18 protein-coding genes and 1 pseudogene are annotated in these 21,307 nt (G+C 68.1%); 5 read left to right on the forward strand and 14 right to left on the reverse strand.

What is annotated here, in order from left to right:
• Window positions 1-37 precede the first annotated feature (37 nt).
• Window positions 38-1,834 carry an aspartate--tRNA ligase gene (gene aspS / locus ACRRSS_RS35950; RefSeq protein ID WP_435975123.1) on the forward strand — a complete coding sequence of 599 codons (1,797 nt, stop codon included), beginning with the start codon at window positions 38-40 and terminating at the stop codon, window positions 1,832-1,834.
• 171 nt (window positions 1,835-2,005) lie between these two features.
• Here aspS and ACRRSS_RS35955 read toward each other — a convergent pair whose 3' ends face one another.
• From ACRRSS_RS35955 to ACRRSS_RS36010, 12 genes and pseudogenes are all read right to left on the reverse strand, one after another.
• Window positions 2,006-2,539, reverse strand: coding sequence for an SMI1/KNR4 family protein (locus tag ACRRSS_RS35955; RefSeq protein WP_435975124.1), 534 nt, complete (start codon window positions 2,537-2,539; stop codon window positions 2,006-2,008).
• A gap of 153 nt (window positions 2,540-2,692) precedes the next feature.
• Window positions 2,693-3,136 (reverse strand): Imm50 family immunity protein, encoded by a 444-nt coding sequence (locus tag ACRRSS_RS35960; protein ID WP_435975125.1) that lies wholly within the window; start codon window positions 3,134-3,136, stop codon window positions 2,693-2,695.
• The gene (locus ACRRSS_RS35965) at window positions 3,123-3,626 is read right to left on the reverse strand and encodes an Imm50 family immunity protein (RefSeq protein WP_435975126.1); all 504 of its coding nucleotides are present in this window, start codon (window positions 3,624-3,626) and stop codon (window positions 3,123-3,125) included. Before ACRRSS_RS35965 ends, ACRRSS_RS35960 begins: the two co-directional genes overlap by 14 nt.
• A gap of 140 nt (window positions 3,627-3,766) precedes the next feature.
• Window positions 3,767-4,207 (reverse strand): hypothetical protein, encoded by a 441-nt coding sequence (locus ACRRSS_RS35970; RefSeq protein WP_435975127.1) that lies wholly within the window; start codon window positions 4,205-4,207, stop codon window positions 3,767-3,769.
• A 978-nt stretch (window positions 4,208-5,185) separates the two neighbouring features.
• Window positions 5,186-5,506, reverse strand: coding sequence for a hypothetical protein (locus ACRRSS_RS35975; RefSeq protein ID WP_435975128.1), 321 nt, complete (start codon window positions 5,504-5,506; stop codon window positions 5,186-5,188).
• Between the two features lie 17 nt (window positions 5,507-5,523).
• A pseudogene (locus ACRRSS_RS35980) lies at window positions 5,524-10,155 on the reverse strand (putative T7SS-secreted protein).
• Window positions 10,155-10,802 (reverse strand): hypothetical protein, encoded by a 648-nt coding sequence (locus tag ACRRSS_RS35985; protein WP_435975129.1) that lies wholly within the window; start codon window positions 10,800-10,802, stop codon window positions 10,155-10,157. The pseudogene ACRRSS_RS35980 and the gene ACRRSS_RS35985 overlap by 1 nt, the downstream one beginning before the upstream one ends.
• On the reverse strand, window positions 10,799-11,281 hold the full coding sequence (locus ACRRSS_RS35990; protein ID WP_435975130.1) for an SseB family protein: 483 nt from the start codon (window positions 11,279-11,281) through the stop codon (window positions 10,799-10,801). The genes ACRRSS_RS35985 and ACRRSS_RS35990 overlap by 4 nt, the downstream gene beginning before the upstream one ends.
• Before the next feature lie 164 nt (window positions 11,282-11,445).
• A complete protein-coding gene (locus ACRRSS_RS35995) occupies window positions 11,446-11,889 on the reverse strand; it encodes a hypothetical protein (RefSeq protein ID WP_435975131.1) in 444 nt (147 codons plus the stop codon).
• A gap of 690 nt (window positions 11,890-12,579) precedes the next feature.
• Entirely contained in the window at window positions 12,580-13,524 is a 945-nt protein-coding gene (locus ACRRSS_RS36000; protein WP_435975132.1) for a hypothetical protein, read from the reverse strand.
• A 31-nt stretch (window positions 13,525-13,555) separates the two neighbouring features.
• Entirely contained in the window at window positions 13,556-14,455 is a 900-nt protein-coding gene (locus ACRRSS_RS36005; protein WP_435975133.1) for a helix-turn-helix domain-containing protein, read from the reverse strand.
• Window positions 14,456-14,754: 299 nt separating this feature from the next.
• Window positions 14,755-15,186, reverse strand: coding sequence for an ATP-binding protein (locus tag ACRRSS_RS36010; protein ID WP_435975134.1), 432 nt, complete (start codon window positions 15,184-15,186; stop codon window positions 14,755-14,757).
• A 154-nt stretch (window positions 15,187-15,340) separates the two neighbouring features.
• Between ACRRSS_RS36010 and ACRRSS_RS36015 the strand changes: the two genes are divergently transcribed.
• The 4 genes from ACRRSS_RS36015 (at window position 15,341) to ACRRSS_RS36030 (ending at window position 17,592) form a co-directional block, all read left to right on the forward strand.
• Window positions 15,341-16,216, forward strand: coding sequence for a helix-turn-helix domain-containing protein (locus ACRRSS_RS36015; RefSeq protein WP_435975135.1), 876 nt, complete (start codon window positions 15,341-15,343; stop codon window positions 16,214-16,216).
• Window positions 16,213-16,479, forward strand: a complete 267-nt coding sequence (locus tag ACRRSS_RS36020; protein WP_435975136.1) for a DUF397 domain-containing protein — start codon at window positions 16,213-16,215, stop codon at window positions 16,477-16,479. Before ACRRSS_RS36015 ends, ACRRSS_RS36020 begins: the two co-directional genes overlap by 4 nt.
• Before the next feature lie 69 nt (window positions 16,480-16,548).
• Window positions 16,549-17,145 (forward strand): Uma2 family endonuclease, encoded by a 597-nt coding sequence (locus tag ACRRSS_RS36025; RefSeq protein WP_435975137.1) that lies wholly within the window; start codon window positions 16,549-16,551, stop codon window positions 17,143-17,145.
• 96 nt (window positions 17,146-17,241) lie between these two features.
• On the forward strand, window positions 17,242-17,592 hold the full coding sequence (locus ACRRSS_RS36030; protein ID WP_435975138.1) for a DoxX family protein: 351 nt from the start codon (window positions 17,242-17,244) through the stop codon (window positions 17,590-17,592).
• A gap of 15 nt (window positions 17,593-17,607) precedes the next feature.
• Here ACRRSS_RS36030 and ACRRSS_RS36035 read toward each other — a convergent pair whose 3' ends face one another.
• Window positions 17,608-19,464 (reverse strand): NlpC/P60 family protein, encoded by a 1,857-nt coding sequence (locus ACRRSS_RS36035; RefSeq protein WP_435975139.1) that lies wholly within the window; start codon window positions 19,462-19,464, stop codon window positions 17,608-17,610.
• A gap of 145 nt (window positions 19,465-19,609) precedes the next feature.
• The gene (gene metG / locus ACRRSS_RS36040) at window positions 19,610-21,223 is read right to left on the reverse strand and encodes a methionine--tRNA ligase (protein ID WP_435975140.1); all 1,614 of its coding nucleotides are present in this window, start codon (window positions 21,221-21,223) and stop codon (window positions 19,610-19,612) included.
• Window positions 21,224-21,307 lie beyond the last annotated feature (84 nt).

Consider the following 21,307-nt stretch of genomic DNA (forward strand, 5'->3'; position numbering starts at 1 on the left):
CCACGACCCACAGATCCCGAAGACTGGATGAACGACGATGCATCGGTACAGGTCCCACACCTGCGGCGAGCTCCGCGCCTCTGACGTCGGCACCGACGTCCGGCTGAGCGGCTGGCTGCACAATCGGCGCGACCTGGGCGGCATCCTCTTCATCGATCTGCGCGACCACTACGGCATCACGCAGCTCGTCGCCCGGCCCGGCACCGCCGCCGCCGAGGTGCTGGACAAGCTGACCAAGGAGACCGTCGTCCGCGTGGACGGCAAGGTCGTCTCGCGTGGCGCGGAGAACGTCAACCCGGAGCTCGCCACCGGCGACATCGAGATCGAGGCCGCCACGGTCGAGGTCCTGGGCGCCGCCAAGCAGATCCCCTTCACCATCAACGCCGACGACGGCGTCAACGAGGAGCGGCGCCTGGAGTACCGCTTCCTCGACCTGCGCCGCGAGCGCATGCACCGCAACATCATGCTGCGCTCCGCCGTCATCGCCTCCATCCGCTCCAAGATGGTGGCCCTCGGCTTCAACGAGATGGCGACCCCGATCCTCGCCGCGACCTCCCCCGAGGGCGCCCGCGACTTCGTCGTCCCGTCCCGCCTGAACCCGGGCAAGTTCTACGCGCTGCCGCAGGCGCCGCAGCAGTTCAAGCAGCTGCTGATGATCTCCGGCTTCGACCGGTACTTCCAGATCGCGCCCTGCTTCCGCGACGAGGACGCCCGCGCCGACCGTTCGCCGGGCGAGTTCTACCAGCTCGACGTCGAGATGAGCTTCGTCGAGCAGGAGGACGTCTTCCAGCCGATCGAGAAGCTCATGACGGAGCTCTTCGAGGAGTTCGGCGGCGGGCGCCACGTCACCTCGCCGTTCCCGCGGATCCCGTTCCGCGAGTCGATGCTCAAGTACGGCAACGACAAGCCCGACCTGCGCACCTCCCTCGAACTCGTCGACATCACCGACGTCTTCGAGAACTCCGAGTTCAAGGCCTTCGCCGGCAAGCACGTCCGCGCGCTCGCCGTCCCGGACACCGGTGACCAGCCGCGCAAGTTCTTCGACGGCCTCGGCGACTTCGCGGTCTCCCTCGGCGCGAAGGGCCTGGCCTGGGTCCGCGTCGGCGAGGGCAACGCCCTGACCGGCCCGATCGCCAAGTTCCTCACCGAGGAGAACGTCAAGGTCCTCACCGAGCGCCTCGGCCTGGAGCCCGGCCACGCGATCTTCTTCGGCGCGGGCGAGTTCGACGAGGTCTCCAAGATCATGGGCCCGGTCCGGGTCGAGGCCGCCAAGCGCGCCGGCCAGTTCGAGGAGAACGTCTTCCGCTTCGCGTGGATCGTGGACTTCCCGATGTACGAGCGGGACGAGGAGACCGGCAAGATCGACTTCTCGCACAACCCGTTCTCCATGCCGCAGGGCGGCCTTGAGGCGCTGGAGACCCAGGACCCGCTGGACGTCCTCGGCTGGCAGTACGACATCGTCTGCAACGGCATCGAGCTCTCCTCCGGCGCCATCCGGAACCACGAGCCCGAGATCATGTTCAAGGCCTTCGAGATCGCGGGCTACTCGAAGGAGACCGTCGAGCACGAGTTCGCGGGCATGCTCCGCGCCTTCGAATACGGCGCCCCGCCGCACGGCGGCATCGCCCCGGGCGTCGACCGCATCGTCATGCTCCTCGCCGACGAGCCCAACATCCGCGAGACCATCGCCTTCCCGCTCAACGGCAACGCCCAGGACCTCCTGATGGGCGCCCCGACGGAGCTGGACGAGGCCCGCCTGCGCGAGCTGAACATCCAGCTGCGCAAGCCGGTGGAGAAGGCGACGGAGAAGCCGTCGGAGAAGACGGAGCAGTAAGCCTCGGTCGTATGCGAGAGGGGCCCGGAATCCGTCTGGATTCCGGGCCCCTCTCGCATGCAGGGCCACCCGCTGCCGTCGCTGTGAACCGTCAGCCACGTCTTGCGACGATCCACCGGGGCGGGCGGCCTGCGTCGGCGTTCGGAGGCACATCCGGCAGGCCCCGGTTCGTCATACCGTTTGGAGCCTGCGGAACTCGTGTGCGGAGAGAGGATACGAGGATGAGAGGATTTCCGAGCGCACTTCCCCGGTGAGAGTGGATGCGAGGAATTGCGTGCAGGATACGGAGAAGTGCTCCCATTGGCTGCCGCGTACCTCGTTGACCATGACAGCCCATTGGTTCGGATCGAGGCCGGGCCGAACCAGCCAGTAAAGACATTCCCCGTTGTCCGTGGTCGCCCAGGGGATGACCTGTGAGCCTTCGACCTCCAGTTCCGCTGGCTTCTTCTCGAATTCCCACAAGTCTTGCAGGTCTTCGGGCTGGTGCTCTGCCCATTCGAGGAAGTCGTAGTTCTCGTTCGGACAGCCGGGCTCGAGGACGTATAGATAGTCGTCCCAGTTGCTGCCCCCGTAGACGTGGATGAACTCCTTGTAGTCAGCGGGAAGCTCCAACCCGATCATGCGCTCGACCTCGTCCCAATTTTTCTGGCGGGGCTCGCTCGGAGCTGGCACGATTACAGAAAGGCGCGCAAGACCGTTCGTCATGGAGTGGATACACCTCTCTTCTTGATGGGAGCAGAAGAGGACCGGCCCCGCGTGCGGATGATTATTCCGTCGGCATGTCCATTCATGCGCGAGTCCAAGTCGGCATTCATGCGACGGAGGGGGCACGAAAGTTCTTCGGACCCTGGTCTTTCTTCATTTTCTGTCGTCTTGGCCATGCGCAGGGCTGCCGCAGCTCGCACGTGAGGAGAGATAGGGGCGTGTTCGGGTCAGGAGAGACATGTCCGCCGTGAAGGCGAGGTGCGAACCTGTCGCACCGACGGAAACCCGGATGCCCTCGCCGAAAGAGGTGAAGGTGACTGCTGCGTCGCGTGCGGTGAAGTCCCAGCCGGTGATCTGGAGTTCCTTCACGCCCGCGAACTTCAAGTAGAACTCGACTGTGTTGTACTCTCTGTCCGCCCATGAGAGGGGTGGGTTCGAGGGGAGGATCGAGGTCTCGAAAGCCAGCGTTACCGATGTGCTTCTTTCATCGATCTGTACATAATAAAGAGCGCACTCGTTCAGGTTCGGGGGTGTTGCGTAGACGCTCGTGATCTCCTCTGCTGAATTGATGATCGCTGTCCAGTCAGAGTCGCCCATGGAAGGTCTTTTCGTCGGTTTCCGGAATGGTGTCATAGTGCATGCTGTCAAGCTTCTGAAGAAATAGGTGAGGGCTTCCGTCCGTGCCGTCAGCCTTGATCTTGAAGGCGCTCACATGTCCCACCCGTGTGAACTGGCTACTGGTGAAATTGAGATCCACTCCGGCATCAGTCACCCGCACCCGCATCCTTTGCTTTTCGCCCAGGGACGTCGTGTGGAGGGCGGACGAGTGGGCGGGCGGGTCCCACTTCGTCAGGGAGAAATCTGCCACCGCGAGGAACTGCAGATGGCACTGGACAGTGTCGACATCCGCACCCTCCCATTCCAGAGGCACCACGGAGGGGAAGCTGGAAAGGTCCAAACGAAGAATGACCGTTGGTCCCAGCCAGTTCAGGTTGATGGAGCGCAAGCGAAACCTTTCGAGAGGTGGGATCTCTCCGTACAGGCTTACGAGGCTCTCAGGATTCACCAGGGTCAGGCTATCGGTCATGGTAATAGTTCTTCTCTGTGCCGGGAATGCGGGCCCTTGCGAGTATCGTTGAGTGGCCATTCGGATGTAACACCACCTGCTCGTCCGAAGGGCCCGGAATCCCTACCGATTCGGGGCCCCTTCTGCTTGCCGTGGGAGCTTCACGCGAGCGACGCGCGGAACCTCTCCAAGGAGGAGAAGTAGTCACTGCGCGCGCCGTCCCCTGCGGGAAGGTTCCAAAGGTCCTTCTCCGCGAGCTCCACAGTTGGACGGAGCACCGCGTCCGCGAGCTCTTCGAGACCGCACTTCCCCAGCACGGTCCCCTTCGCCGAAACCGTGACGACCCCCTTGCGGTCGCGTCTGAAGTCGAGCCGGAACGACGTGTCGGTACCCACGAACGACACCGCCTTCCTCTCCCCGGTGAAGAGGGGGCGGAGCGAGTCGAGAAGGAGGGGAACCGACAGGTAGATCATCATCCCCTGGTCGGGGACGTGTCCGGCCGACCCCGCCGCTCCGCTCTCCCCCTCACACGTGATGTCCCCGAGGTCGAAGTCACTGGGGTCGCCCTGTTCGGGGCGCACTGTGAAGCTCATCTTGATCACGGGCTGCAGCTCTTTCCTATCGGGAAGAAGGTGACGAGCCTGTCCCCGAGTGGGCCGGGGCGTGGGCGGCTGTGACGCGGCCTGCCAGGTCCAGGTTGAAGCGCCTACGGACGGCGAGCGCGCATCGGTGATGCCGATGAGGCCGCCCGTGCGCGTGGTGCGTGTACGCCCGGTGGTGGAGGCGGTGGCCAGAACCGCCGGTTCCTGGTCAGTGGGTCGGCCCATCGTGTCGAACGACGAGGTCAGGATGGCGAAGTCGGCGATGTGGCGGACTGTCTCACGCCCGAGGGTGTCGTGGGTGAAGGCCGGCGTCCGGCCCGAGGAGGTCAGTTCCGTGCGGCGGCCGGCCGCGTCGTCATACCGGGCTGAGCTGGCGGAATTCGTGTGTGGTGCGGGGGAACAAGGATGAAAGGATGTTCGACTGCAGCTCTCTGTCAAGGGCGGAAGCGAGGAACTGCGTGCAGGATACGGAGAAATGCTCCCACCGGTCACCGCGAGCCTCGTTCACCATGACGGTCCATTGGTCCTGGTCAAGGTCGGGTCGAGCGTGCCAGTAGAGGCATTCTCCGTTGTCTGTGGTTGCCCATGGAATGACTCGGGACCTCTCGATCTCCAGCCCCGGCGGCTTCTTCTCGAACTCCCACAGGTCTTCCAAGTCTTCGGCCTGATTCTTCGCCCAGTCGACGAGGTCGTAGTGGCCGTTGGGGCAGCCCGGTTCGAGGAGGTACAGGGTGGTCGTCCCGGTTGCCTCCCCCGTAGACGCGAATGAGTTCCTCGTAGTCGGCGGGAAGCTCGACCCCGAGGCTGCGCTCGACCTCGTCCCAATCCTTGCGCCGGAGCTCGCTCGGCGCCGGGCAGATCTCAAGCAGACGTGTGAGGGCGTTGGCCACGGTCAGGGTCCTGTCTCCGAGGATCGTGGTCAGACCTGGACCTGAAGGGCCTGGGATCCTCGGGCCCCAGGCCCATCGGTCGAAGTATCTAATCCTCCAAAATATCCCTCACGTAGTCGCCGAGTTCGCCGGGAAGGCCCTCGACGTCAAGGACTCGCAAACCCGCGACCATTTCCGGTTCCGCCAGGGATCCGAGCTGGATGATCGCGTTCAGCTGGGATTCCAAAGCATCCGGGTCGCTTTCGCATACTGCGGCTGCCACGAGGATGCCCGTGAGGATTCGCCCGTCGATCGGCGAGTAGTTGGACACTGAATCGGTGACCCGATCTGCCGCCAACTCGCGGGATTTTGAGTCGGGGGTAGTGAGGTTTCGCACGAATTCGAGAAGCTGGGAAGAAGGGAGGGGCACGCGGGTCACCTTACACGTCAATAGGGAAGCGGGTACGAAGTTGGCCACGGAATATGTGTGTCATTCGCCGCTTCGGGATTGTAGTGGGGGCTCGTGTCTTTGTGAACGTTGCGATGGTAGAGGGTTCCTGCCTCGTCCTGGTAGCGTCCCGCGATTGATACTCGATAGATGTCGCCCTTGGCGGAGTTGGAATCAGCGGGTGCGGTTTTGTCTTCGTCATGCACGCGGAGGCGAACGGTATTTCCAGTAACTGGGTCATTCCACTTGTATTCGACTCCCTTTTGCGCTCCGCCATTGGGGTCGGGAGTCAAGTGACGCATTTGTGCGTCATCTGGAATAATGTCCATTGGATTCCGGCCTCGCATATCCCACCCTCCGCCTTCAATTCGGGGAGGGCATCCTTCGGGCGCCAGGCCTAGTGGGTCGCTCCACGTATGCGGATTGCGGACGTACGCCACCGGGTTGTCGGCCGGGGTCAGGCCCAGGGGGTCTGGAGTGAGGTAGCGGGCTGATTCCGGGTCGTAGTAGCGGAAGAAGTTGTAGTGGAGTTCCGATTCACGGTCGAAGTACTGGCCCGGGAAGCGAAGCGGCGTGTAAGCCGTGGCGTCGCGGACCCAGGTCGTCGTACCCCAGAGCGTGGCGCGGGTGCGCCAGGCCACGTTGCCTGATTCGTCGACGAGTTCTGTCGGGGTGCCGATCAGGTCGGTGACGATCGCGAAGAAGCGTTCGTCCGTGGAGTCGGTTCGACGTTCCGTCTGGGCGAGGGGGCGTAGGTCCGCGTGGTCCCAGGTGAGGGTGATGTCCTGGGTCGTCTGCTCGCAGAGAGTGGCCCCGTCCCAGGTGAAGTAAACGGTTTCCAGGGGAGATTGCTTGGATATGCGACGGCCCAGAGGATCGTACGCGTACCGCCAGACCGTGCCGTCCGGTGTCGTCACCGCGGTGAGACGGTCCTCCGCGTCCCACTTGTAGCGCCAGGTGTCGGGCTTGCGGGAGAGACGGTTCTTCTGACGTAGGACGATCCGGCCCTGGCCGTCGTGTTCGTAGCGGACTGCGCCCGCGCTGGTGATCCGAGTGCCTTGATAGGCACGCGTGCCAGTCGAGGAGTGGGACGGATGGGCGGCTGACCATGTGGCTTCCGTCTGGTTGCCGGCTTCGTCGTAGGCGTACCGTTCCGTCCAGTCGCGTGCGTGGACGGCCGTGACACGGCCGGACGAATCCAGGTCGAAACGCCGGACCCCGGAGAGCGCGTCGCTGATGCCGACGAGTCCGCCGTCCGCGCGATAGGTGTACTCCCGATGCTGGAGGCGCCGCCCCGAGCCGTCGGTGACACCCTGATCGGTGAGGCGGCCCATCGCGTCGAACGAAGAGGCCAGGACAGCGAAATCAGCGATGTGCCGGGCCGTCTCACGGCCGAGAGCGTCGTGAGTGAAGGCCACCGTCCGACCTGAGGAGGTGAGTTCCGTACGCCTGCCCGCCGCGTCGTACGACCATGTGCTCTTCGAACCGCCCGGCGTCGTCCGCCCCGTGCGTCGCCCCATGGCGTCGAGCGCGAACGAGAGCGTACGACCGTTCACGGTCTCGGAGACGAGCCGGCCGTAGCGGTCCCGGAGGCGCTGCAGAGTCGCGTCAGGGCCGGTTGCCGCCGCCAGCTGGTCGAAGACGTCGTACTCGTAAGTGCTGACCGCCCCTGCCACGTCCTTGCGGGCAACCCGACCGAGAGCGTCGCGTTCGTACCAGATCGTCTGGCCGAGCCCGTTGGCACGGGAAGTCAGAAGGCCCGCCGCGTCGTAGCCGTACCTCAGCGCTCGGTCGTCGAAGTCTGTCTCGGCGACCACCCGGCCCGCCGCGTCGTAGGTGTAGTCCCACGTCAGCCCCTGCGGGTTGGTCACCCGCGTCAGCCGCAGGTTCGTGTCGTGGGAGAACTCGTAGCGGACTCCGTCCGGGCCAGTTCGGGAAGTCGGCAGGTCGAAGTCGGTGTAGGTGAAGTGGGTCGTGGCGCCCATCGCGTCGGTGTGGCTGAGGCAGTTGCCCTCGCCGTCGTACGTCCAGGATTACGTCGTGCCGTCGGGCGCGGTGCGCAGGGACGGGCGGCCTTCGACCGTCCACTCCAGTCGTGCGGTCGCGCCGAGGGGGTCGGTGACCTGGACCGTACGGCCGAAGGCGTCGTGCTCGTACCGGGTCGTGGCCCCCAGCGGGTCGGTGACCTCGACGGGGAGCCCCCGGGCGTCCAGGACCAGCCGCGTGACGGCGCCGAGCGGGTCCGTCACCGACGTGAGCCGGCCCGACTCGTCGTACGCGAACTCGGTCCGTGCGCCGGAGGGGCCCGTCACCGACGTGCGGTTGCCGCGCTCGTCGAAGGTCTGGCGGGTGACGTTACCGTCGGTGCCGGTGATGCGTATCGGGAATCCGCTGGCGTCGTATTCGGCCCGCGCCTGCCGGCCGTCCGGTCGCTCAAGGAGCGTCAGGCGGCCCTGCTCGTCGTAGGTGAAGGAGCTGACGTGCCCCAGCGGATCCGTCCGGGACAGCAGCCGGTTGTGCCGGTCGTACTCGAAGCGGGTGACCGCGCCCAGCGCGTCGATCTCTGCGACGACCTGCGCGCGGTCGTTGATCAGGTGGCGCTCGGTGTTCCCCATGCCGTCGGTCAGGGTGGTCAGGCGCAGGCCCGTCGTCGGGTCGACGTCGTCCCAGGTGAAGGTGGCTTCGAGGTGTCCGTTCGTGCCTGACTGGTACGTGCAGCGGTCCCGGTCGTCGTAGACGTAGTCGAAACGGCTGCCGTTCGTGTCCGTCCACGACGTGATGCGGCCGTGCTCGTCGCAGCCGAAGCGCAGCGGGCGGCCCGAGGAGTTCGTGACCTCGGTCAGGTGGCCGGCCGTGTAGCCGTAGCGGAGGATCTCCTGGTCGGAGCCGTCCGGCGCCGCTCCCGCGAGGTGGAGGGCCGTGACCCGGCCCTCGGCCGTGGTGAGCTTCAGGTGGTAGCCGCCGTGGTGGACGATCGCCGTCGGGGCGCCCGACTCGTCGTGCTCGAAGGCGATCCAGCGGCCGTTGCGGTCGTCGATCTGCGCCAGGAGGGCGAGTTCGCCGTCGTGGTCGGCGAAGTGCCGGACCGTGCCGGTGTCGGGGTCGGTGACCGTGTAGCCGTCCCCGACCCGGTCGAGCGGCCACTGCCGGCCGTGCGTGGGCATGACCGGGACGCCGGGGGCCGGGTGCGGGTAGGCGAGGAGGCTGCCCTCGTCGCAGCTGAAGACCACGCCCTCCGCGTCGATCTCCAGCCGCTGGTCCACCGTCGACGACCACGCCGGGCCGAACCAGCGTCCCGAGCGACGCGAGGAGTCGAAGGTGCGCCGGAAGACCACGGGCAGCGAACCGGGCAGGGTGATGTCCGTCTGCGGCAGCAGCATCCGGCCCGTCGCGATGTCGATCGGGTCCTTCTTGCAGACCGTCTCACCGCACTTCTTGCCGTTGCTGTCCGGGTCCTTCTCGTGGTCCCCGCGGCTGCCGGGCGGCTTCTTCCCGTCGGGCAGGTGCTTGCTGCCGTTCAGACCGACGCGCAGCCCGCTGCGCAGGACGCCCGCGCCCTTGGTGCCGAGGATCTCCGGCACCAGTCGGCCGAGGAACTCCGACGGGTCGCCCTTCGCCGCGTCCCAGGCGTTCTTCAGCGCCCGGTCCGGGTTCGCCGCCGTGGACACCAGACCGGCGAGCGTCATGTTGACGCCCTTGTAGTACTCCGCCGGGTGGGTCAGGTTGTACGGGTCCGCGGGGTTCACCGAGCGGACGAAGTTGACCAGGCCGGCCGCGCCCTTGACGACGCCGCCGCCGAAGTGGGCCAGTTCGATGCCCTGGCCCATGCCGTAGTCCATCAGCTCCAGCTTGGCCCGCTCGCGCCCCGTCGGTTCCTTGGGCGCGTGGGCGAGCGCGGTGGTCACCGCCGCCTTCGCGGTGTCCCCCGCCTCGTCGCGGGCCTTGCGGGCGTCGCTCAGGATCTCCCGGGCGCGCTGCCGCTTGGCCTTGCCGGGGTCGGAGAACTCCCCGGGGTCGGGCAGCGGACTGTCCCCGGTGCGGGCCGCGTTGTAGGCGTCGACCTTCTTGTTGTACGTGTCGGCGGCCGTCCTGGAGTCCTTGTCGCCCTCCTTGTAGAGGGCTATCGCCTCACGCGCCTTGCCCTGCGCGCTCACGACCGCCTTGGAGTACGTCTCCAGTGCCTTGGCCGCGTTCTCCATCGCGTCCGCCGCGTGCAGCCAGTCGGCCGGCAGCGTCTGGAACTTCTCCCGGAACGTGTCGGCCGCCTCACCCTTCCAGTGACCGGAGTCGAGCTTCTTCATGCCGCTGCCGACCAGGTCGAACGCCTTCTGGAAGTCCCGGAGGTTCTTCACCGCCTCGGCGATCTTCTCCGGCTTGCCGTGGATCAGCTCGTTCGCTTCCTCGGTCTGCCCGAGCTGCTGTTCCCCGACCGTCGCGCCGAGCGACGAAGCGGTCTCGTCGCCCCAGTCCTCGACCGAATCCGCCCAGTCGTGCGCCCCGACCTTGTCCAGGCCCTGGCCGGCCTTGTCGGTCACATAGTCGACGCCCTCACCGACGAGCTGCTTGCCCTTGTCGATGCCGTCACCGATCTTGTCGATCCCCTTGTCGACCAGACCTCCCCAGTCCACCATCAGCGGTTCTCCCCCCAGCGCGGCTGCTCGGCCTGTTCGACGGTCGCCTCGTCCGGGTCGAGGTCGTCCTTGAGCTGACCGTCCAGGCGGTCGCGTACCGCCGGGTCGATCAGCCCCTGGCGCTCCATCGAGTCCAGCTGCGCGTCCATGACGTCGTAGCCGGTGTTCTTCCAGGTCTGCCTGACCTCCCCGTGGGCCTCGCTGAACGACTCCTCGCTCCAGTCGGCGTCGTCCCACATGTGCTGGTCACGGATGGTGTCCCAGCGCATCCCCTTCACCTCGTCCTCGGACAGGTGCGGGTTGCCGTTGAGGGAGTTCGCCCCGATCTTGATCGAGTCCTTGATGTACTGCTCCTGCTCCGCGAACGAGCCCGCCGACAGGCCGACGCCCTGCGCGAAGCCGTTCCCCCGTATCGCCAGCGCGCGGACGCCCCACTCCCAGCGGTTGCAGAACGTCTCGAACTCCGACGTCAGGCCGCCGTGCCCCAACTCCAGCCCGGACAGGGACAGGTCGGAGAATCCACGACCCGTCGACGCCTCGCCGATCATGCCGAGCTCCTTCAGCTCGGCATGCGCCAGGTCGATGCCCTGCGCTATCTCCGTCAGCGCCGCCGCCGGCGCCGCCAGATCTGGCTTGTCCCCACTCATCGCGTCCCCGTTCCCCCGAGATCAGCTGTTTCGCCGAGATCCACCGCCACCTCGTCCGGCACGATCCCCGCCACCGGCGGAAAGAGCATGCCGTCCGTACTGCCCGCGTCCAGCGCGACACCGCCCGGACCGGGCAGCATCGGCACCATCACGTCAAGGAGCCGCGCGCCCAGGATCGTCCGGTACGTCCACTCCCGCCCCGCGTCTCCCCGTGCCTCCGCGAACCGGGCCAGCGCCTCCTCGTCCGAGAACGCGCAGATCCACCGCACCCCGTTGACGTCCGCCGTCCACAGACTGTCCTGGTCGTCGAACGGCACCAGGACGGCGGTGCGCCGGAATTCACCCAGCACCCGCGCGAACTCCCGCCGGGCCGCCGCGATGTCGTCGGCGCGCTCCGCCTGCGGTACGGCCGGCGCGGGCGGGTCCTCCGGAACCGCCTCCGTATCCGGACGCACCGCTTCGACGTGTGCGTCCGCCAACTCCGACAGTCTCGAAACCTGCCGAGGCCTCGGTATTTCGTCCCCGTTGTCACTCACCCGGGCATGCTGCCATGCGTGCGTTCACGCGAGCAACGAAGGCGTGTCCGAACCCATCGGCCTCGAACAGGGTTGGGATCGGCCCGGTTCCGGGCCCTCGCGCATTCCTACCGAAGCTGCTGGACGACGATCCAGTAGTCGTATTCCTCTTCGGTCACGGCACAGACCACTGTCCCGTCCAGCGACATCGCGAGGAGATCGAGCCCCTCCTCGTCCCGCGCGAGGCGCTGCGCCGGCTCCGCGCCGGGCGCCCACTTCACCACAGCCCAACCGAATGTGGACGATCCGGATCCGGGGCTGCTCAGCAGAAAGGGGCGGTCATCCCCGAGCAGCCCACTCCGCACAGCGTGGACGTACCACTTCCGGTCCACCTCCTGGAGAGCGTTCGGATGACTCAAGGGAATCTCGACGACAGGCCGGACCTCCCAGTTGGCAACGCTCCGCATCGCCTCACCAACAGAGGGAACGTCCTCAGGCGCCGGATCACCGGAGATCGTCAGGCCGGTGACGGCCATGCGGCTCAGCCAGGCTTCCCGTGTCGGCTCAACCATGAGTGCGAGTTTCCGTCCTTCTCCTCGCCCCGTCCCCTGCGGGAAGACGTGAGACGGCCTCGTTCTCAAGTTCGTGAGCGGGACCGACAACCGCCTGAGCAGGGACACGACCGGCCGACCCCTCTGCCCCGCTTTCCCCCTCGCACGTGATGTCCCCGAGGTCGAAGCCACTGAAATGAGACGAGATGTTCAGTTCCGCGAATCGATTTCCTCGGCATCTTCCTACTCGACTCCTCCGCCGTTCGGGCAAAGGGTCGTGCCACGTCTGGGCATGGTGGACGTAGGCCACCGGGTTGTCGGCCGACGCCAGACCCAGGGGTCCTGAGAGACAGCGATCCAGCGCGATGTCGTCGGCGCGCTCCGCCTGCGGTACGGCCGGCGCGGGCGGGTCCTCCGGAACCGCCTCCGTATCCGGACGCACCGCTTCGACGTGTGCGTCCGCCAACTCCGACAGTCTCGAAACCTGCCGAGGCCTCGGTATTTCGTCCCCGTTGTCACTCACCCGGGCATGCTGCCATGCGTGCGTTCACGCGAGCAACGAAGGCGTGGCCGCTTTGGCCACGCCCGAACCGGCCCCGTATCCGCCCGGTGGCGGCTCCAGGAAGCGGGAAGCGGGAAGCGGGAAGCGGGAAGCGGGAAAGGGGCCTGGGGACGGCGCTCGTCCCAGGCCCCTCCGTGCGTTCGCCGGTCCTACTCGTCCGCGAAGATCTCCTCGGCCGAGTCCGCCGTGACGGCGCGCAACAGCCAGGCGCGCAGCGTCTCGGGGTCGTCGCAGCCGGTGACGCGGTCGCGGATGTCGTCGGGTACGGCGATGCCGCGCTGCTCCAGGACCAGCAGTATGGCGTCGGCACTGGCCTGGGCACGCCCCTCGGCACGCCCCTCGGCACGCCCCTCGGCACGCCCCTCGGCACGCCCCTCGGCACGGCCCTCGGTCCGGCCCTCGTCTCGGATCTCCTCCGAGAGGTACGACTTGTAGAAGGAGAGGTCCACGGCCACCAGCGTCCTCCAGAGGTCTTGGGCCGGGCGCTTGCTCAGCCCTTGTGCGGTGAATTCGATGATCGGGTCGGCGACGCTCTCGGGAACGTCCCGCAGAGCGGTGGACAGTGCTTTCAGCATGGCACCGATGTCCGGATCGCCCGCGTGCGTGATGGCCGCCAGGGTGGCCAGCGCGAGGTCCTCGCCCGCCCTGACCGGATCGGTGATGACGGGCATGTTGTGCGGACCCACGACGATGGGCCGGATGCTGAGGGTCGGCATGTACGCCGGTCCGCTGGCGGTGGGCCGGGCGGCCCATTCCGCCGTGGCGCGGTCCTGGCAGACGACCAGCAGCGCGGTCGGCAGCGCGTACTTCGTCCACAGGTACGAGACGTAGTACGCCCAGCTCGCGGGCTTGGACGGGTCCTTCTTGCCCTGGACCTCGATGGCGAGGAGGAGGGAGCCGTCCTTGGCGCTGACGAGCCGCAGCAGGGGGTCGACGCGGCGTTCGACCGGTCGGGTCTCGGTGAGGTCGTTGGGCAGGACGACCGCGTCGACGACGGCCGGCAGGGGGAGATCCAGCACGTCTTTCAGGCGGCTGAAGAGGTGGAGATCGTGCCGGAAGATGTGGTGCATCGCTTCGTGCGGTGGGTTGACCACGGGGTTCCTCAGGGCGGGGTCGGCGGGTTGGTCAGGTGCGGCAGCCGCCGCAGGTGCCGGGTTCTGGGGCGCGGTACGCGCGGTCGCATGTGTCGCAGTTCTGGAGGGGGTGGCGGGCGGCAGGGTCCTCCGGGGTGCGGAACGGCGGTAGGGGTGGGAGCTGGGCCGTCAGGCGGTGGGCCAAGAGGGCGGCGGGGCGTCGGAGGGGTTCCGGCGGGAGGGCGGTGGTCAGTGCGCGGTGGACGGACTCGGGTGTGAACTCGCGTTCCAGCCAGGTCACGACGCCTGGCGCGAGGTGCTCGGCTTCGCTCGCGGAGATCAGCAGGCGGGGGTCCGTGCGACGGAGGCCGGAGAGGACGCCGATGGCCGTCTGGAGCTGGTCGGGTGTGAGGTAGGCGGGTTGCGGAACGGCCGGCAGGGAGGTCCGTCGGCGGGGTTCGCGCTGCTCGCGTCGGCGTGGTGGAGGTCCCGCCTCGGGCCTCGAAGGGGGGTCGTCGCGCTTGGCGGGACGGGGCGACGGGGCGCTCGTGCGGCGTGGGCCGCCGCCCGTGCGGCCGGGTCGGTTGCAGGAGACCGTGCGAGTCACGACCCGCCCGGCCGCCGTGCGTTCCTTGGTGCGCCGCAGGTAGCCGTGGGCCTCCAGCTCGCGCAGAGCGGCGGCGATCCGCGTCGTCCCCTCCGGGAAGCGCCGGGCCAGCGACCTGATGTCCACGGGCGATCCGGCCGGCAGCGACTGGATGTGGGTCGCGAGTCCGATCGCCGTCAGCGAGAGGTCGGTGTGCTGCGCGAGGTGGTTGCCGACCACCGTGAAGTGAGTGGAGTGATGCGTGTTCTCGTGCACCACTCCGCAGGAAGTACCCCGGGAAGGGTGGTTCTTCGAGCCGCTGCGGGACGTGGCAAGGGCCTGCGCGCTAGGGTTTTCGATAGCCATCGGGAAGCGATCTCTTCCGTGGTGGTCAGGCCCTCGCATTGGGATTGCCGTCCCGGCGAGGGCCGACGCATGTCTGCGTCCGGATCTGTTGGGCAGAGCGTAGATCAAGCAACCCACTACAAAGCCAGCCGAGTTGGGCATATTCACCCTCGCGAGTGAGACCGGCCCCAGCGGGAGGAGGGGTGGGGCTTGGTTGGGTTTCTTTCTCCCGGTGGTCGTTTCTTGGGAGACCGTCCACCCGGCCGGAGGCCGGGATCACGGGATCCGGTGACCACGCCCTTTGCGCAGGTCAGGATCGGTCAGCGGTGTGGCAGGTCGAGTTCCGCCCAGACGGTCTTCCGCGGTACGGGACCGGGCTCGACGCCCCATCGGTCGGCCAGTGCCTCGACCAGGACCAGTCCCCGTCCGGAGTCACCCTCGGCGCAGGCCGGTTGGACGTGCGGGAGGCGCTCGCCCCGGGTGTCCGTCACCTCGACGCGGAGGGCGCCCGGCCGTGACAGGAGTGCGAGCCGGAAGCTCCGGCCGGCGACCCGGCCGTGCGTCGCGGCGTTCGCGGCGAGCTCGGCGACGACCTGGGTCGCCGCCTCCGTCACGCCGTACGGCATCTCGTGATCCCGCATCCACGCGACGGCGAGCAGCCGGGCGAGCCGGGCCCCTCGGGGCGTGGGGGACAGGAGGACGCTGAAGTGGCTTGTGGGCGCGTGGACTTGCGTCACGTTCTGCTGATTCACGTCACCGAGCGTGGCCGCTCCTGGCTACCGTGAACAGTGACGACGTCGATGCGTAGAGCCACTGTCCGGAGCTTGTCCACTGCTGTCCGGGCTGTCCGGACCCTCTTCACGGGTAGGGGCGTCGCGCCACGAAGGGGCGAGGGAAGGGTGCGGAATGTCGGTGGACGGTGCGGCACAGCGGCTCAAGACCGAGGCGGACGAACCGGGGTGGGAGGTCGACCCGGATGACGACTGGGGCGTGGCCGTGGTCGCCACCGTGGGTCGGCAGTTGAGGCTGCGGAGGGAGGCGGTGGGGATGCGGGCCGCCGAGCTGGGAACGGCCACGGGCTACGGCGAGGACCTCATCTACAAGATCGAGAGCGGCAAGCGGATCCCGCGCCCCGAGTTCCTGGACAGGGCGGACGAGGTACTGGGGGCGGGTGGCCTGCTCTCGGCGATGAAGGAGGACGTGGCGAAGGTCCGGTACCCGAAGAAGGTGCGGGCGTTGGCGAAGATGGAGGGTACCGCGGTGGAGATCGGGGTGTACGAGTGCAACATCATCGCCGGTCTGCTGCAGACGCCGGAGCACGCCAGGGCCGCGATCGAGGCGGCGCAGCCTCCGTACTCGCGGGACGATGTGGAGCGCATGGTGGCTGCTCGTGTGGCACGACGATCCGTCTTCGAGCGGGACCCTGCGCCTGCGCTCAGCTTCGTGCTGGAAGAGGCGCCGCTGAGGCGCCCTCTCGGGGGCACAATGGTGTGGCGGGGACAGCTCGAACGTCTGTTGGAGGTGGGGCGATTGCGCAACGTCACGCTCCAGGTGATGCCGACGCACAGCGAGGTGCATTCCGGACTGGACGGCAGGATCGAACTGTTGAAGTTCGCGGACGGCACGGCGGTGGGGCGCTCCGATGGAGCGTTCAGCGGTCGGCCTGTTTCTGATCTGAGGCAGCTCCGCATCCTTGAGCTGCGATATGGCACCATCCGAGCCCAGGCCCTCCCGCCCAGGGAGTCGTCGGCCCTCATCGAGCAACTGCTGGGAGAGACATGATCCGCAAGGCCTCCGCCGGGGACGCCTCCGATTTGGCGTGGTTCAAGAGCAGCTACAGCGGCGGCAACGACGGTGAGTCCTGCATCGAGGTCGCCTGGCGCAAGAGCACCTACAGCAGCGGCACCGACGGTGAGTCCTGCGTCGAGGTCGCCACCACCCCCGCCACCATCCACGTCCGCGACTCCAAGTGCCTCGACGGCCCGCAGCTCGCGTTCCTGCCCGGCGCCTGGGCGGGCTTCGTCTCGTACGCGAAGGCCCGCTGACCCCGCCACCCGCTTCCGTAACCCACACGTGTGAAGAGCCCGGATCTCTCGGTCCCGGGCTCTTGGCATATGCCACGGTGTCGGCATGAGGAGTCTGCCGTGAGTGTCCTGACGCAGGAGGGGTTCGAAGAGCTTGCCCGTGCCGGTGAGCGTGTCGACGAGTCACTGCGTCTGGAGTTCATCGACGGGAGGATCGTGGAGAAGGCCGCGCCGGACGGCTGCCACGGGCGCATCATCGAGTGGCTGACGCGTCTGTGCATCCAGGCCGACGCGGACCGGTGGCTCTACCCAGACCAGGGCCTGAGGGTCGAGAAGTACCGCAAGGGCAACGCCCGTCCCGACGGCTGCCTCGCGCCGAGCGACACCTTCGTCGGCCAGGGCGAGTGGGCCGGCCCCGACGGCGTCCTTATGACCGTCGAGGTCACGTCCGGCGACTCGGACACCGGGCAGCGCGACCGCGTCGAGAAGCCGCGTGCCTACGCCGAGGCCGGTATCCCCGTGTACCTGCTGATCGACAGGACCACGTGCGAGGTCAAGGTCCACTCCCAGCCCGACGGGGAGCGGTACGAGATGGTGGCGACCGTGCCCTTCGGCAAGACGGTCACCCTGCCCGAGCCGGTGGGGATGGAACTGGACACGGAGCCCTTGAAGAACTGGGTTCGCTGAGGTTCTTCGCGCGGGCCGTCACACATCCCGTCCCCGCTCCGTCAGTGCTGTGTCCGGCTCGGTCGAGCCGGGCATGTGCCGGACGAGGAGCCCGAGATGTTCGCCGAGATGACCACCACCGCCGTCGTCGTCACCGCCGTCGCCGCGTTCATGGCCGGGTTCTCCGGGGCGTCGGTCTTCCTCCGGGCGAAGTTCGTCGTCGAGCCGCTCGCCGCGTACGGGGTGCCCCGGGCCTGGTGGAACTGGCTCGGGGCCGCCAAGGTCGCCGGCGCCGTGGGGCTGGTCGTCGGGTTCTTCGTGCCCCTCGTCGGGACCTTGGCGGCCGTCGGGCTCGTCCTGTACTTCGCCGGAGCCGTGGTCACCGTGCTCCGGGCCCGCTCGTACGGCCACGTGCCCTTCCCGTTGGTCTACATGGCGCCCGTCGTCGCGGTCCTCGTGGTCGCCTGACCGTCGCGCGGGCCGTCAGAACCGGCGGATCACCCGCAGGGACTTCGTGTACAGGTCGGTCGCCGCGCCGTTCAGGATCGACCTGGCCCCCAGGTCGGCCATGGTCGGGCCGTTCGGTGTCCTGCGGCTGGAGACGAACCGGAGTCCGCCGTGCTGGTCCCGGCCGACATAGATGCCGGTGTGGTCGACGACCCCGGCCGTGGCCTCCTTGTCCGCCGGGTCGGTGGTCGCGTCGAAGAACACCACGTCACCGACGCGCAGCGCGGCGAGCGAGGGCGGCGCGTCGGTGCCCTTGGCCACGACCGTGCCGGGGCCGGAGGTGGCCTGCCGCTTCGACTCACGGGGCAGGTTCAGGCCGTTGTACTGCTTGTGGAGGACCATGGGGATGCCCATGTGGTGGCCGTAGACCATGCGGACGAAGCCCGAGCAGTCGAGGTTGCCCTTCCACTTCGCATCCGGGACCTCGGTGCTCTCGCCGCTGGCGGGGAAGGTCCAGGCGAGCCCCATGTACTCGTGGAAGTCGGCGCCGACATAGCGCAGCCCGGCCCCGTCCGTATCGCTGTACCCGGACGTGCCAAGCACCCGCGCGCCCTGGAGCGCGGGGTCGGTCACGGTGGGCGCGTAGGGCCGGAACATGGAGGCGTACGCGAGGGCGTCGGGCGAGGTGTCCCCGGCCCAGGTACGGATCCGCTGCTCCAGCGCCGGGGACCAGCTGCCGTCGAAGGGCTCGGGCAGGACCCGTACCCAGGTGTCGTGGCAGACCACCGGCGGGTCCGGCCAGTCGGCGGAGGCGACCACGAAGTCGTAGATCCGCGCCTCCAGCGGCACGGTGGCCCCCTTGAAGGCGAAGGCGCGGACTCCGAGGGCGCCGGAGTCGAAGACCTTGTCCGGCCGCTGCTCTGGGTCGCGCACGGTGTGGCGCCAGCCCTCCGGCGTGTCCGTGCCGTCGCGCCAGGCGCGGGCCCGGATCAGGGGACCGTTCTTCTCCACCTGCACCCACCAGTGGTCGAAGGCGGCGAAGCCGGTGCCGACCGTGACGGCGGCGCCCAAGGTGGTGGTGTCGTCCGCGAGTTCCTTCTCCAGGGCGAGGCGTACGTCACCGGCGGGGGTCACTTCGAGGCGCGCCCGGTAGTGGTTGTCGACGTCCTGGACCCCGAACGAGAGCGCCAGTGAGACGGGAGCGCCGGTGGGGACCGTGTCGAAGGAGAAGCGGGCGGAGGCGTCGAAGTCGCCGACCTGGCGGTCGGAGAGGAAGACGTGCCGGCTGGCGTTGTCATCGGTGAGGGCGATGACGGCCCGCCCGGTCTCCAGGAAGTAGTTCGCGGCGACGCCGTTGTGGGAGGACCAGGTGCCGCCGCCGGGGGAGACGCCCCAGCCCTCGTCCGGTGTGCGGTGGAAGCGGTCGGTGAAGGGCTTCTTCTGTTCCGTGAACCAGCGCTTCGGTCCGCGGACCGTCACCGTCTTGGCGCCGGTGGTGAGGACGGCGAGCACCCCGCCCTCGTCGGACACCTCCAGGCAGGCGGGTGTGCCGGGGAGGACGCGGGTGGTCAGCGCGCCGGACGGATGGGCGGCGAAGTGCCACGGGTCGCCGGGGTCGGCCACCATCGGGAGCTTTCCGCCGGGCGCCGAGGGCACCGTGGGGGCGGCGGAGGCCGCCGGCGCGGCTGTCGTGCCCCCCGCCGTCGTGGCCGTCGTGGCTCCCGCCGCCGCCGGCGCGGCGACGGCGGCGGTGGCCGCGGCGAACGGCAGCGAGCCGCCCGCCGCCACTCCGGCGAGGACGGCGAGAGCCGATCGGCGGCTCGGCGCGGTCGTGGACCCGGCCGCGGGCGTGGACGCGCCCGTGGATGCGGAAGCGGGCGTGGATGTGGACATGGTCGAGGCCCCCCGGCGCGGACGGACCGGCCTCACCGGCCGGTCTGATGATCAGAAGGGGGACCCTACCCGCGCGCTCACGCGGCTGTGGCCGCCGCCCCGGGCGGGGCGGCGGCCACAGCCGTACGGACAGGAGCGGAGGGACTCAGTCCTTCTTCTCCTCCAGGCGCGGGAACAGCACCGCGCCCTTCGTCACCGTCGCGCCCGCCGGGAGCTGCCCCCACGTGGCCGCGTCCTGTACCGGCTGCGCGGCCAGGGCGCCCAGGGACGCCTCGGCGCCCAGGGAGTCCCACAGGGCCTGCGAGGTGTCCGGCATGATCGGGTTCAGCAGGACCGCGACGGCGCGGAGGGACTCGGCGGCCGTGTAGAGGATCGTCGCCAGGCGCGCCCGGCCCTCCTCCGACTCGTCCTTCGCGACCTTCCAGGGCTCCTGCTCCGTGATGTAGCCGTTGACCTGCTTCACGAAGTCGAAGATCGCCAGGATGCCGGCCTGGAAGTCCAGCTCCTCGCCGATCTTCGCGTCGGCCGTCGCGACGGCCTTGGCCAGGCCCTCGTGGACCGCCTTCTCCGCCTCGCCGTCGGCCGCCGAGGCCGGCAGCGCGCCGTCGAAGTACTTGCCGACCATGGCGGCCACGCGGGAGGCCAGGTTGCCGTAGTCGTTGGCCAGCTCGCTCGTGTAGCGGGCGGAGAAGTCCTCCCACGAGAACGAGCCGTCCTGGCCGAACGCGATCGCCCGCAGGAAGTACCAGCGGTACGCGTCCACGCCGAAGTGCGAGGTCAGGTCCTGCGGCTTGATGCCGGTCAGGTTCGACTTCGACATCTTCTCGCCGCCGACCATCAGCCAGCCGTTCGCGGCCACCCGGCCGGGGACCGGCAGGCCCTGCGCCATCAGCATCGCCGGCCAGATCACCGCGTGGAAGCGGAGGATGTCCTTGCCGATGAGGTGCACGTTCGCCGGGAAGGTCTCGTCGAACTTCGCCGGGTTCTCGTTGTACCCGACGGCCGTCGCGTAGTTCAGGAGCGCGTCGATCCACACGTAGATGACGTGCTTCTCGTCCCACGGCACCGGGACGCCCCAGTCGAACGTCGAGCGCGAGATGGAGAGGTCCTCCAGGCCCTGCTTGACGAAGTTCACGACCTCGTTGCGGGCCGACTCCGGCTGGATGAAGCCCGGGTTCGCCTCGTAGAACTCCAGGAGCTTCGGGCCGTACTCGCTCAGCTTGAAGAAGTAGTTCTCCTCCTTGAGGATCTCCACCGGCTTCTTGTGGACGGCGCACAGCTTCGTGCCGTCCTCGGCCTCGATGAGGTCCCCGGGGAGCTTGTACTCCTCACAGCCCACGCAGTACGGGCCTTCGTACCCGCCCTTGTAGATCTCGTCCTTGTCGTACAGGTCCTGCACGAACTCCTGCACGCGGTCGGTGTGACGCTTCTGCGTGGTGCGGATGAAGTCGTCGTTCGCGATGTTCAGGTGCTCCCAGAGGGGCTTCCACGCCTCCTCGACGAGCTTGTCGCACCAGGCCTGGGGCGTGACGTCGTTCGCCTCGGCCGTGCGCATGATCTTCTGACCGTGCTCGTCCGTGCCGGTGAGGAACCACACCTTCTCGCCGCGCTGACGGTGCCAGCGCGTGAGCACGTCGCCTGCGACGGTCGTATAGGCGTGGCCCAGGTGAGGAGCGTCGTTGACGTAGTAAATGGGGGTCGATACGTAGAAGGACTTCACGCCGTTCGCCCCCTGCTTCTCGGATCCAGTGGCCGCCATGGTCGAAATCCTAACGGTCGTACGAAGATCCACTCACATCGATACGCGCCGGGCGCGAGTGGCCCGGGGGCGGGGCCCGGCGGT

It is taken from the genome of Streptomyces sp. Qhu_M48 (genome assembly GCF_051305195.1).
In the GTDB taxonomy this organism is placed as follows: domain Bacteria; phylum Actinomycetota; class Actinomycetes; order Streptomycetales; family Streptomycetaceae; genus Streptomyces.

Excerpts from the sequence above, each read along its gene's own strand:
- aspS (WP_435975123.1), top strand. The coding sequence starts at position 38 with ATGCATCGGTACAGGTCCCACACCTGCGGCGAGCTCCGCGCCTCTGAC.
- ACRRSS_RS35955 (WP_435975124.1), bottom strand. The coding sequence starts at position 2,539 with ATGACGAACGGTCTTGCGCGCCTTTCTGTAATCGTGCCAGCTCCGAGC.
- ACRRSS_RS35960 (WP_435975125.1), bottom strand. The coding sequence starts at position 3,136 with ATGGGCGACTCTGACTGGACAGCGATCATCAATTCAGCAGAGGAGATC.
- ACRRSS_RS35965 (WP_435975126.1), bottom strand. The coding sequence starts at position 3,626 with ATGACCGATAGCCTGACCCTGGTGAATCCTGAGAGCCTCGTAAGCCTG.
- ACRRSS_RS35985 (WP_435975129.1), bottom strand. The coding sequence starts at position 10,802 with ATGAGTGGGGACAAGCCAGATCTGGCGGCGCCGGCGGCGGCGCTGACG.
- ACRRSS_RS35995 (WP_435975131.1), bottom strand. The coding sequence starts at position 11,889 with ATGGTTGAGCCGACACGGGAAGCCTGGCTGAGCCGCATGGCCGTCACC.
- ACRRSS_RS36005 (WP_435975133.1), bottom strand. The coding sequence starts at position 14,455 with ATGGCTATCGAAAACCCTAGCGCGCAGGCCCTTGCCACGTCCCGCAGC.
- ACRRSS_RS36015 (WP_435975135.1), top strand. The coding sequence starts at position 15,341 with ATGTCGGTGGACGGTGCGGCACAGCGGCTCAAGACCGAGGCGGACGAA.
- ACRRSS_RS36020 (WP_435975136.1), top strand. The coding sequence starts at position 16,213 with ATGATCCGCAAGGCCTCCGCCGGGGACGCCTCCGATTTGGCGTGGTTC.
- ACRRSS_RS36025 (WP_435975137.1), top strand. The coding sequence starts at position 16,549 with ATGCCACGGTGTCGGCATGAGGAGTCTGCCGTGAGTGTCCTGACGCAG.
- ACRRSS_RS36030 (WP_435975138.1), top strand. The coding sequence starts at position 17,242 with ATGTTCGCCGAGATGACCACCACCGCCGTCGTCGTCACCGCCGTCGCC.
- ACRRSS_RS36035 (WP_435975139.1), bottom strand. The coding sequence starts at position 19,464 with ATGTCCACATCCACGCCCGCTTCCGCATCCACGGGCGCGTCCACGCCC.
- metG (WP_435975140.1), bottom strand. The coding sequence starts at position 21,223 with ATGGCGGCCACTGGATCCGAGAAGCAGGGGGCGAACGGCGTGAAGTCC.